The sequence below is a fragment of the Bradyrhizobium ferriligni genome, assembly GCF_056837965.1.
Genome location: NZ_JBXEJO010000010.1, coordinates 113,141 through 125,196 on the forward strand (window position 1 = coordinate 113,141; position 12,056 = coordinate 125,196).

The following is a 12,056-nucleotide window of genomic DNA, read 5'->3' on the forward strand; positions in this document are numbered from 1 at the left end:
CAGGACGGCTGCGAGCAATCCCGTCAGCAGCGCACGGGTGGTACGGGGTGCGGCGGAACCGTTGCTTCGATGCTCCGTACGAGCGGAGCCAATGATTCGATCCAAGATCATCTAATCCTCCTATCGTTCGAAAACCCGCCAGTGCGATCGTTGCGAAAGCTCGACGCGAGCGCAGCTCCGCCTCGACGCAACACACCTGGAAACTGCACGCTCATCGTGAGATTCTTGCTCGTTATCTGCTACCTCCCTCCTACATTGGGCGAGCGGCGCCCGGGGCGCCACGCCCGGGCACCGACCTGGTCAGAAGTCCATCGATGGCGCGACCGGAGCCGGGTCCGCCTTCTTGGGCTTGTCGGCCACCAGCGCCTCGGTCGTGATCAGCAGCGAAGCAACCGAGGATGCGTCCTGGAGCGCGGTGCGTACGACCTTGGCGGGATCGATCACGCCGGCCTTGACCAGGTCCTGGTACTCGCCGGTCGCGGCATTGAAGCCCCAGTTGTAGTCGCTGTGCTCAAGGAGCTTGCCGACAACCAGGGAGCCATCCTCGCCCGCGTTCTGGACGATCTGCCGTGCCGGCACCTGGATCGCACGACGCACAATGTCGATGCCGGCCTTCTGGTCGGCGTTGGCCGTCTTGATGCCGTCGAGCGCTCTGAGCGCGCGCAGCAGGGCGACCCCGCCGCCAGGAAGAATGCCCTCCTCGACCGCGGCCCGGGTCGCATGAAGGGCGTCGTCGACCCGGTCCTTGCGCTCTTTGACCTCGACCTCGGTGGCACCACCGACGCGGATCACGGCGACGCCGCCGGCGAGCTTGGCCAGCCGCTCCTGCAGTTTCTCCCGATCATAGTCGGAGGTGGTGTCCTCGATCTGGATCTTGATCTGGGCGACGCGCGCCGCGATGTCCTTCTTGGCGCCGGCACCGTTGACGATCGTGGTGTTCTCCTTGTCGACCACCACCTTCTTGGCGCGGCCGAGCATGTTGAGGGTGACGTTCTCGAGCTTGATGCCGAGGTCTTCGGAGATCGCGGTGCCGCCGGTGAGGATCGCAATATCCTCCAGTATCGCCTTGCGGCGATCGCCGAAGCCCGGCGCCTTGACGGCAGCGACCTTCAGCCCACCGCGCAACCGATTCACAACCAGCGTCGCGAGCGCTTCGCCCTCGACGTCTTCCGCCACGATGAGGAGCGGCTTGCCGGATTGCACCACTGCTTCGAGCAGCGGCAGCATGGTCTGTAGTCCGGACAGCTTTTTCTCGTGGATCAGGATGTAGGGGTCTTCGAGCTCGACCCGCATCTTCTCGGTGTTGGTGACAAAGTAGGGCGAGACATAACCGCGATCGAACTGCATGCCCTCGACCACCTCGAGTTCGGTGTTGAGGTGCTTCGCTTCCTCAACCGTGATTACGCCTTCGTTGCCGACCTTCTGCATCGCGTCCGCAAGGAAGCGGCCGATCTCGGTGTCGCCATTGGCGGAGATGGTGCCGACCTGCGCGATCTCGTCGTTGGACGTGATTTTCTTCGCATGAATTTTCAGATCGGAGACAATTGTCTCCACCGCAAGGTCAATGCCGCGCTTGAGGTCCATCGGATTCATGCCAGCAGCCACCGATTTCGCGCCCTCCTTGACGATGGCCTGCGCCAGCACCGTCGCGGTGGTGGTACCGTCGCCGGCGAGGTCGTTGGTTTTCGATGCCACTTCGCGGACCATCTGGGCGCCCATGTTCTCGAATCTGTCTTCAAGCTCGATTTCTTTGGCGACGGTGACACCGTCCTTGGTGATACGCGGCGCGCCAAACGATTTCTCGATCACCACGTTGCGTCCCTTGGGACCGAGCGTGACCTTCACTGCGTTTGCCAGTGTGTCCACGCCGCGCAGCAGGCGGTCGCGGGCTTCGGTCGAAAATTTTACGTCCTTGGCAGCCATGATAGCGATCTCCTTTCTGTTCAATGACTGTCAGCCTACCAGCGGCCTTTAGGCCGCCTTCTTCAGCTTGCCACTGTCTTCGACGACACCAAGAAGGTCGCTCTCCTTCATGATCAGGAGATCCTGGCCGTCGATCTTCACCTCCGTCCCCGACCATTTGCCGAACAGAACCCGATCCCCAGCCTTCACATCGAGCGGGATCAACTGTCCCTGTTCATTCCGCGCTCCGGGACCGGCGGCGATGATTTCGCCTTCCTGCGGCTTCTCCTTTGCGGTGTCGGGAATGATGATGCCGCCGGCGGTTTTTTCCTCGGCATCAAGGCGGCGCACGAGCACACGATCGTGCAGCGGACGGAAATGCATGCACATCCTCCTTTGCAATCTAGCGATGTCACTTGACCGGGGGCCGGATCCCAGCCCCGGCGGAAAATCCAATTAGGATCGCAGAAGGACCATTCAAGAGGTTGACCAAAACTTTTTGACGATCCGGGTTCGTCGTTTGCCGGGCATCTCGTTGAACCCTGTTTTGCGCTTCCCTGACGACCGCTATTTTCCGAACCGCGAAAACGTTGGCTTTCAATGAACCACTCGCACGACCCGTTTGCCATCTGGCGTCAACGAAAGGGCCGATGGACTGTCCCACTGGCCGCCCTGGTCATGAGTACCCCTGTGGCCAACATCTCCGTGAAGGTGAATCCTGCGAGGCAAGCCGCTCTATCGTGAGCCGCGGTCCACCAGTTCGGAAGCGATAGATTCGAAGATCAGGCGCTTCTTGAAAGATCGAGCAGCTCATCTAAATCAATTGCCGCCAAGGCCCTATTGCAGGGAACGGCACGCCAAATGCCGCGAGGATCTGGCGTTTCGGCATAACCGCGTTGCTTGCAGGAGAATGTGGCTATGAAGCTTTATCATCTTCCGTCTGCACCCCACTGTGGTGCGATCATCGAACGAAGCTTCAACCGACTTGTTCGCTGGTTCGCCGGCCCATTCAGAAATTGGCGCACCAGGCTCTCGGCTTGGAGAAACAGGACTTGAACTGGAGGGCGAACCATGCGTGGCTTTTACGTAGCGTTTGCCTTGTCGATGCTGGTGGTCAGCACAAGCCAGGTCTCCGGAATGGAGCGGGAGCCGCCTCGAGCGTCAGTTCAGCGCCACTCCGGACTTCCGCGCTGAAGAGCTCATTCCCGATATCTGCAAGGGATGCTCTTCCTGAGCCGGCGATGGAATTGGATGACTCGCGTGGCAACCGCTAGGATGCCATCGCGCGGATAGATGCCGCACGACGTGTTCGGCCGCCCGACATAACGCGCGCGAGCGCGTCATCGTCAATCGCGCAGCCTATTCACGATTCTTGTTTGGTAAGGAGGATCCGATGAAAGGAAAAGCAGCTCTGACGGCCCTTGCGGCTTTGGCTTTCACGTCGAGCGCAGTGGCCATGCCGAATGGTCTGCCGCGAGCGCAGCAGACCTCTAACGTTGAGCCCAATGTTGAGCAAGTTCGCTGGATCTGCAACCCGTGGGGACGATGCTGGTGGCGCCCGAACTTGTATGGCGCATACGCCTACTATCCGCCGCCGCCGCGCTTCTACGTGGCCCCGCCGTGGTGGCATCGCCGCTGGCATTGGCATCATTGGTGGTGAGGACGAGGACAGCGGGGCCGCCCCGAGGGCCCCGTTCGTTCATTCAGCTCGAAAGACGCCATTGATGGACGGATTGCCCGCACCAACTCTTCGGTTAGGTGAGGCACGACGCGCTTCGTCTCGCCATAGCTCGTAGGAGCTGACGCCTCGCTCGTTTGGTGCACTACCGGAGCTGTGAACCCCTAGGGGGCGCCGCGCCCCCTTGCGATGCAATCGATCCACGCATGACTTTCCACAGAGACGGCAAGTAGAGATGGGATGGCACACGGCGCGTCTGCAAGAGATGGCAAGGGACTTGAAACGTCAAAGGTCGCTTCTAAGTTGGCTCGGCACAAACAAGTAATTGCTCGCCTGCGGTCACCGCGTTTGCGATCATGACCGAGCAAAATGCCCGCCCGCCGCATTCGAGGACGGTGTCATTAGCGGCCATCGCGCCGCGCTGCCGCTGGAAGAAAAGCGGAGACCAACGAATGTGAATTAGGCAACTCAACACCTACCGCGGAGGCGGAGATGCCGGCCAACGCCCGATCTACATTTCCAGCTGATGCTCAAGCCGTCATATACAGGGTGGCGCGTTCAGTCATGACTTCAGCGCCAAGGCGGAAAGAGGAATGGAAACTTAAGTTTGAGCGTCGCACGCCGCTAAGCATCGAGCCATTGATGGGTTGGACGGAGGACGAGGATCCGCTCGCCCAACTCGAGCTCTCATTTCCCTCAGCAGAGGCGGCGATCGCCTACGCTCGCGGACAAGAGTTGCAGTACCTGCTTCTGGATCGTCCAGCACGTGACCAAGACCCCGGGCTAGTCTCGCCTCATGGCGTACCTGCGGGCCCAGCAGCGCCGGATCTGCGACGGACGTCTGAAACGCTTATGAGGGCAGCTCCGCGAACCATTACTCGCCGTATGATGCCCTTTCCGAGGATTTCGGTTTCGGTGATCTCAAGAGGCTTGCAATCGAACACTGCTTGGACGTCGAGCGCGAACCGGTGTTCAGGACTTCCGTCATCAGGGCGTCTTCATCCGAGACGAGGCTGGGCGTCAGAGGGGCGTCATGCAGGATGCGTCACCCGCTGACTCTGACGAATCCGAACACAGAGTTGCCGGGCGTACCCGTGCGGCGCTGGCACGGCAGCCGTGCCGTTGCGATTGATGACCTGACAGCCAGACACTCTGTTGCCGCGACAAGCTCTCCAGGCTAACTCCCTTCCGAGAAACCTTGAAATACCCGAGTTTGCTCCTATCGTCTTTTGTACAGCAAGCTTCACATTGCTGACGGATCTTCGGTCGGAGGCAATTGACTATGGACACGAAACGGGGATCGAGCTTTGCAGGTGCCGGAGATCTTGTGGCGCACGCTGAGGCGGCTCGCCGGTACCTTGCCGAGCTGAGCGCAGCTTGTGCGAACGGTGACAAGAGCGCGGCCCGCAGGGCACTGCGCCAAGCAATCAGTGAACTCGAACTCGCTCGCGCGATGTTGCGGATTGGAATCGACTGACCTGGACTACGGATGTCGGGCATTTCGCCAGAGATCTCGTCATGACGGTACAGCTTCACGATCTACTCACTGAGGCACTTGAAAGCATCAAGTCGGGCGGTTTGATCCGCAGATACAGCCTGGTTTGGGCCGGCCGTAGCGAGGCGCCACGCATCATCGTGTGGAAATCCGCCGACGTTGCAGACGAGGCGTTGCGTCGTACGATGATGAGATCACTGGCCGGCCTCGCGGCTGAGTCGCAGATTGTCATCGAAAAGGATTGAGGACTGCGGAGCGCCCTGTCCACGGTAGACCACGACCATGCTCTGGAATCAGTTCATCGGAATCACGATGCTGCTCTATGCGCTGACGAATCCGGTCGGTGCAATTCCAATCTTTCTGGCGATCACGCGGCAAGCCGGAAGCGCAAATATCCATCGTATCATCGTTTTGGCCGGCACGGCGGTCGCGGTTTTCTTCGTGGGGGCCGCCGTGCTCGGCAAGGAAATCCTGGGCTTTTTCAACGTCGGTCTCAACGACTTCCGTATCGCGGGTGGGTTGCTCGCGCTGGTCATCGCGCTCGAGATGTTTCAGGCCCGGTATGGGAAATTCATACAATTACCCAGCGGAGTGGACAGCAGTGAGGTGGATATTCATGGAATGGCGATAACGCCGTTTGCATTCCCGTTACTGGTCGGCCCAGCCGAAGTGAGCATCATCATCACCCTCTCCAATGATAATCCTGGCTGGCTATCGAAGGCGCTGCTTGCCGCGGCGTCGCTCAGTGCAACATTCCTGATCGGGGTGACCCTCTGGACGGCGGCGGCGATTGAGCGGTTCCTGGGAAAGACCGGAATTAACGTCATAACCCGCATCATGGCGCTCATCGTAGCGGCGATAGGCGTGAACTTCATAATGACGGGCCTTCGGAGCGAATTGCCCGGACTGGCGGGCTGAGCTTCTGCCGCGGCAGCTGCCGGCAGGGGCTCCGAGCCCAGCCGGTGCCGCTCCCGGGGGGAGGCTCAGCTCCCGCTGCCAGTGACCTAGCCGGGATGGCACCGTTCTCTGGTCGTCCCGACCCTTCACCTGGATCAAGGAATTTATACCTCTCGAACAAAGTACAACGTGCCTCCATTCCTGTTTGGTACCCGAGGGACCAATGCCCGCACTGAGTGGGCTCATCGTGGATCGCTCGTCGTGCGCTTGATGGGCAAATTGACCGAACTCGGTTCCGGTGCGGGCCGGAATATCCGGGCCAAACCAACCCAAAATTTTTGCAGCCACCCTTGAAACTGAATGCCGCTTTTCTAATTGGATTTTTGCCGCTTTCGGGCGGTGCCGGGCGCCAGGTTGGGCTCGGCAGAGCGAACAGGGCGCCGGACCGGTGTCTTGCACCGTGTGTCTTGCGCTCCTTCGTATCCATCTTGCTCTCAGGAGGACTTGGCTATGAGGACATACGATTTCACCCCCCTGTGGCGTTCGAGCATCGGGTTCGACCGCCTCTTCGATCTTCTCGACGAAACCCAGCATCGGTCCGAAGACAATTACCCGCCTTACAACATCGAGCGGCTCGGCGAGGACCGTTACCAGATCTCGGTGGCACTGGCCGGCTTCAGTCAGGATGAGATTTCCGTGACGGCCGAGCAGAACGTACTGACAGTAGAGGGGCGCAAGGGCGAGAAGGACCAGCACGAATTCCTCTATCGGGGCATCTCGGCGCGTCCCTTTAAACGGCAGTTCAACCTCGCCGATTACGTCCAAGTAAAGACGGCGATGTTCGACGATGGTCTGCTGCGGATCGAACTCGTGCGCGAAATCCCCGAGGCCATGAAGCCGCGGCGCATCGCCATCGAAAGCGACGCTCCTGCCGCGCAACTCACGCAGAAGGCGGCCTGAGCCCGCTTCATGTTGGGTCAAATCACGCACGGACGATAGCCGCCCGTGCGCTGACCAGCTGCATGTCAAGTTAAGGAGGATATCATGGGTATTCGCGATCTTGTTCCCTGGACGAAAGGTCAAGAACTCTCAACCAGACGCGAGGGATTTGATCCATTTCTTACGCTCCACCGCGAGATGAACCGCCTGTTCGATGACGCCTTCCGCGGCTTTGGCTCTTTGGGTCGCGTCAACACTCCGCTGATGGAAGGCCAGTTCAGCTGGCCGCGCCTGGAACTGAGCGAGACTGACAAGGAGGTCTCGGTTTCTGCCGAACTCCCGGGCCTCAGCGAAAAGGATGTCCAGGTTGAAATCGTCAATGGCGTCCTTTCGATCCGCGGTGAAAGGAAAGCTGAACACAGCGACGATTCCAAGTTCGTCAGCGAGCGATATTACGGATCCTTCGAGCGTCAGATTTCGCTTGATGGCGTCGAAGAAGACAAGGCGAAAGCCGAATTCAAGAACGGCGTCCTCACCGTCACGCTACCGAAGTCCGAGCAATCGAGATCGAGCGTCAAGCGTATTGCGATCAATAGCAACTGACATCTGAGGTCGGCGGCGCGTAAACGTCGCCGACCTCATCCTAAACCCGCATCAACCCGTCTCTGGACGAAAGGAGAAATAGGAGACACGACATGAGCCATGTCAATCGCAATGCCAACATCATTGATCCCCTTTTCCATCCGGTATCTCACTACAATTCACCCGGAGATGTATTGCACGACGCGCGGCTTTCGACAGACGAGAAGCGCGTTATCCTCTCGTCCTGGGCGTCGGATATGTACGCTGTCGAGTCCCAGCCAGCTCTTCGGGAGGTGCCCGGCATCCCACATAGGTTGCGCCTTGCCGACATCCTGGCTGCGCTGAAGCGTTTGGACGAGGAGAATGACCCGCCGCCTCGCGGCGGAATGGCGATGCCGCCGCCTCGTTTCAGCAAACCTGTTTACGCCGTTTCCGACCCGCAACGGCATACTGTGACGAGGCGGCATCGGCCGTTGAGAATATCTGGCGCCGATGCTCGGTGGACGCGCGAAGCAAATGTTCGGCGGTACCGGCGGCTGTTAGACACTCAACTGACCGACGCCGAACGCAACTTCGTCAGGCGGCGTCTTGTGGAGGAACTAAAGGGCTTGATCGCCTCCAGGAGCGAGCATCGTCACACAACCTGAGCCTCGGGGTTCCGAGGTGTACAACTGCGAAACTGACGATGAAAGCAGAAAAAGATGGCATCAGATCCGTTAGCTCAAGCGAAGATGGGCACAGAGGCCCTTGCGCTGTGTATTGCAGGGGTCTTGTGCGAACGTGACCCATCGCTTTTGCCCGTTTTCCAGGAGAGCGCGAAGACACTGCATCGCATTCTCGATGAACGCGGAGATCACGAGGCGGCGGCAATGATCGGCGCATTTGGCCGGGCACTAATCAAGCGCCCTCCAATCCCGAATTAACGAGACGACCCAGAAGAGTCCAAAGAACGTTCGATCTAGGCGCCCAAGTTAGAAGGATCGTCGTTGAGCTTGAACAACAACGTGAATTGGTGCGACATTTGATCTGTGATTTGTCTCCATGCCAATCATGTGCGGAGCGTCGCAGTTGCGTTGCCGCGTCGGTTCATAGCGAAGTGCGATCTAGATTGAGCTTCCGGATGAAACGCTATTTCTTCGACATCCGGGAGGGCGATGAACTCGCGGTAGACGAGGAAGGCATCCTCCTGCCCGATATCGAGGCAGCCGAGATCGAGGCAGCTAAATCGTTAGCTGACGTTGTGCGCGATCGAGCCGGTGCCAATACGTCGCGTCAAGTCACCATCGAGGTGCGAGATGAATCTGGAGCCGCGGTGGCAGAGCTCAGTCTTCAGCGTCCGGCGCGAAGGCATTGATTGACGATGGACTGCTCGTGACGCGTGGGTGGCCTCTGGGACGAACGACGTCTTTGCGTGGGCGCTGATTTTTTCCCGCGAGAGAGTGGCCAGAGCGCGAATAATCGTTTTCATCATCGATAACCGCGGAGCCGTTGCGGTGACCCGCCGGGTCCGCGGCAGCGGTGAGATCGGGACGATGGCCTACGGCGTGCGTAGCTCTCGTGACGGCCGCGATCGGTCGACTGTGAAATTCAAATTCCCGTCCCCGTCTTGATCGAGTAAGACGTTTCGCGTTCAGGCGAAACTTGCTCGGAACAATCCGAAGACCACACCGCCGCGCGCGATCAATGGACCCTCGCTTCTGAGGGGCATTGCGTTTGCGCTTCCTGCGACTCCCGAATGGATCGACGTCGAGCTTGGCGCCCGCTTGTTCCAGGCATTTGATCGCGCTGCCGATCGCCTATTTCGCGGCGCGGAGGGCGGGAGATTCGGTTGCGCGGGTGCGGGCACTCGAGAACATCCGTAATTTCCTAACCAGCTCGGCGCGGACGCTGGTTGCGCACCGATGCTTCCCTTCGCTTGCGACACTCTGGCTCACGGCAAGGCGGCGGACATCTTATCGGGCGCGCCGGTCCACGGGAGCGGGCTCAGGTGGCCCTCGATCGCCCCGAGTTCAATTCGGCACGGCGGCTGCCGTCAATGTGAAGACGATCGACGCCTTCGCGCAACTGATGAATGCGAAGCTGGGATGCGGGCGACGCCACCACCGCAGAGGCTATATCCGCGCGATGATCGACGCAGTCGAGGTCGGCAACCAGGCCGTCTGGATCATCGGCGACAAGGACATCCTCCAAGCCGCCATTGCCGGCAAGAACGGAAATCTTCGTGGTTTTGTATGCCCTTCCTTAGAGAGGGGTGACAGTTCATTCCGGAGACATGGGTTACACAATGGGGCCTTTTGCGGGGAGCGCAGAATGCCCTGGAAGGCGTGTAAACCCATGGACGAACGACTGAAGTTCATTGCCAGGCTGCTGGACGGGGAGCAGATGGCGCCGCTGTGCCGTGAGTTCGGCATCTCCCGCAAGACCGGCTACAAGATCCTCACGCGCTACAACAAGGTTGGTTTGGAAGGGCTCACCGACCGTTCGCGCCGGCCCTACCGCCATGCCAACCAGCTACCCACCCAGATTGAGACGCTGATCGCGCGCTTGAAGGAGGACAAGCCAAGCCGGGGAGCCCCAAAGATCAGGGAAAGACTCGCTCGGCTTTATCCGGATGTACACACGCCCGCGATCAGCACCGTGCACGCGGTGCTCGATCGTCACGGCCTGGTCAAGCGCCGAACCGCAGTTCGCAAACAAATGAAGGTCGGGGGGCGGGTGCTCCCCGGCTACCAAATCTACGATTTTGTGCGACACGCTACTATCTTGTACGATTTCACGGGTTTGATGGTACCGCCGAGCGAAGCTCCGCCGTGGAGGGCTCCTTCATGTCGCCCGCTCCCGCAATCATGCCGTTTGCCTCATCACAGAATCGTACGCCTGGGTGAAGAACGACACGTCCAGTGTGCGTCCGGCGCTACGCCATGCTTCATGGCGAACGAAATTGGCCATCAGCAAATCCGTGATCCCGAAGACGGATGCGGACGCAATATACCGGTCGTCATTGACAAAGACGTCGTGAGCTTCTCGTGATGGGGTGCTTCCATCATGAAACGCAATGTGCCGGCCGCCGGGGTGGCGCTCCTGAGCCGTGAGCATCTCGCCGACCGTCATAGGGGATCGACTGGGCCGCCGGCTTGAAACTTATGGACTAATGCCGACGACCGGCTGGGTTTCGAATTTCTATTTGAAGATCGCTACGTCGTCGTGGCCGGCGTGAAGAGCCCGCGGAATGCTTCGCCCAACAGCCAGGCGGCGTTATCCCTGATCCGGATGAATCGCTTTCTTGTCTGCGCAGTATTTTGCAATAAGAAAGCGGATTCCCTCTTGCGCGGTCTGGTCGGTTACAAAGCTTGAGAGCTTTTGGTAATGCTCGATTCTCCTGTCGAGTTCGATGCACTTCTCGCACATGGAGAGTCCCCAGCTAGGAGGCGGGAGCGCCTGTCGTCCTCAGTACCGCCGTCGATAGGCATCGAGGAGAAGCTCAGTGCCGTCAGCGATTGCTTCAACGCTTGACGGCCTTGTGCCGCTTGTGATGACGAAGTTGACGTTCCAAGACTGATAGAGGGCTACTTCCAGCACCATCTCGCTCGGGATCTTGGAAGCCATCGAAACAAAGCTCAACCTCTGCCTACTTCTTCTTTGCAGGACCGAAGTCCGGCTGCCAGGCGGCCTCTTTGCGGCTCGGCGCCGCTGCGATCACCTTTGCCTTTTCCTTCTTCGGTTTCTTGGCTTCGCGATTGCCGCGTTGCTGTCCCTTGGCCATGATGTCTATCTCCAATTGGGGTCTGAGTTCTTCCAGCCCATTTAGTTGCAATATGCGTCGAGGGCGACGTAAGGATGCTGGCGTCCATGTTGCCCTCGCGCCGAGTTCGCGTAAGGCGCATCATGACGGTCTTTCCGCGCCGCGCCGAAAGTGACGTGATAAGCTCTCTCTGTGACCGAGCAGACCAAGAGAGCCGTGCTAGCCATTGAGGATGGCCGCCGCACATACGAGAAGCAGAAGAAACAGTGGCACGATCACCGGTGGGACGATCCACTCCGAGGCACGAAAACGCGACATCGAACGCTCCTGCTAGTTCGTTGGCGGGAGCGCATGTGACCCTCAGTCACCGGTCGATGCCGTTGATAATACGGTGATGCCAGCGACCCTACGCCTGTGGCTGGCCAATAGCGAGCACTAAAACGTCGTGTGCCGGTCGCGATCCGAAAGTCACTGCGCAGAGAAGATTTGGAACGAGCGCTGTGTCATATAGTCCTGATCGCGCAGTACGCATTCATCTCATTTGTCGTGCCCGCCGTGAAAGCCTTGTATTCGGGTGGCTCGGTCGCCACCTCTAGCGAGAGCACAGCCGAGAATGCATTTCGAATGAAGATCAATGTCGGATTCGAGATGCTTCTGAACGCCGGGGAACCGCATATTATGTTCGTGAAGCTCAAACCCAACGGTTAGGACCCGTAAGCAAGACGAGGTTGGTGTCATGAAGCGACGACGCACGGTTGCTCAGATTATCCCCCTTGAAGAACGTCTCACCCAGGAAGCGAGCGAGCTACGCCGACGAGCTA

At 59.2% G+C, this 12,056-nt stretch carries 10 protein-coding genes and 2 pseudogenes; 9 read left to right on the top strand and 3 right to left on the bottom strand.

Annotated elements, in window-relative coordinates; translation table 11 throughout:
- Window positions 1-300: 300 nt before the first annotated feature.
- Window positions 301-1,923 carry a chaperonin GroEL gene (gene groL, locus AC1VNY_RS08255; RefSeq protein WP_018269037.1) on the bottom strand — a complete coding sequence of 541 codons (1,623 nt, stop codon included), beginning with the start codon at window positions 1,921-1,923 and terminating at the stop codon, window positions 301-303.
- A 48-nt stretch (window positions 1,924-1,971) separates the two neighbouring features.
- Window positions 1,972-2,286, bottom strand: coding sequence for a co-chaperone GroES (groES, locus tag AC1VNY_RS08260; RefSeq protein WP_016844152.1), 315 nt, complete (start codon window positions 2,284-2,286; stop codon window positions 1,972-1,974).
- A gap of 1,786 nt (window positions 2,287-4,072) precedes the next feature.
- Here groES and AC1VNY_RS08265 point away from each other — a divergent pair.
- From AC1VNY_RS08265 to AC1VNY_RS08305, 9 genes and pseudogenes are all read left to right on the top strand, one after another.
- Window positions 4,073-4,636, top strand: a complete 564-nt coding sequence (locus tag AC1VNY_RS08265) for an NADH dehydrogenase ubiquinone Fe-S protein 4 (protein ID WP_075968948.1) — start codon at window positions 4,073-4,075, stop codon at window positions 4,634-4,636.
- Window positions 4,637-5,098: 462 nt separating this feature from the next.
- Window positions 5,099-5,320 carry a hypothetical protein gene (locus AC1VNY_RS08270; protein WP_016844154.1) on the top strand — a complete coding sequence of 74 codons (222 nt, stop codon included), beginning with the start codon at window positions 5,099-5,101 and terminating at the stop codon, window positions 5,318-5,320.
- A gap of 37 nt (window positions 5,321-5,357) precedes the next feature.
- A complete protein-coding gene (locus tag AC1VNY_RS08275) occupies window positions 5,358-5,993 on the top strand; it encodes a MarC family protein (protein ID WP_482404802.1) in 636 nt (211 codons plus the stop codon).
- Between the two features lie 489 nt (window positions 5,994-6,482).
- Window positions 6,483-6,932, top strand: coding sequence for an Hsp20 family protein (locus AC1VNY_RS08280; protein ID WP_016844156.1), 450 nt, complete (start codon window positions 6,483-6,485; stop codon window positions 6,930-6,932).
- Between the two features lie 84 nt (window positions 6,933-7,016).
- Window positions 7,017-7,514 (top strand): Hsp20/alpha crystallin family protein, encoded by a 498-nt coding sequence (locus tag AC1VNY_RS08285; protein WP_026191922.1) that lies wholly within the window; start codon window positions 7,017-7,019, stop codon window positions 7,512-7,514.
- 92 nt (window positions 7,515-7,606) lie between these two features.
- Window positions 7,607-8,140, top strand: a complete 534-nt coding sequence (locus AC1VNY_RS08290) for a hypothetical protein (RefSeq protein WP_482404803.1) — start codon at window positions 7,607-7,609, stop codon at window positions 8,138-8,140.
- Between the two features lie 473 nt (window positions 8,141-8,613).
- On the top strand, window positions 8,614-8,847 hold the full coding sequence (locus tag AC1VNY_RS08295; protein WP_194456839.1) for a DUF6894 family protein: 234 nt from the start codon (window positions 8,614-8,616) through the stop codon (window positions 8,845-8,847).
- A 373-nt stretch (window positions 8,848-9,220) separates the two neighbouring features.
- Window positions 9,221-9,401, top strand: a pseudogene (locus AC1VNY_RS08300) (ABC transporter transmembrane domain-containing protein); the annotation flags it as partial.
- A gap of 402 nt (window positions 9,402-9,803) precedes the next feature.
- A pseudogene (locus AC1VNY_RS08305) lies at window positions 9,804-10,169 on the top strand (helix-turn-helix domain-containing protein); the annotation flags it as partial.
- A gap of 952 nt (window positions 10,170-11,121) precedes the next feature.
- Here AC1VNY_RS08305 and AC1VNY_RS08310 read toward each other — a convergent pair.
- Window positions 11,122-11,256: a hypothetical protein gene (locus AC1VNY_RS08310; protein ID WP_016841200.1), complete on the bottom strand. Its 135-nt coding sequence runs from the start codon at window positions 11,254-11,256 to the stop codon at window positions 11,122-11,124.
- Between the last annotated feature and the right edge of the window lie 800 nt (window positions 11,257-12,056).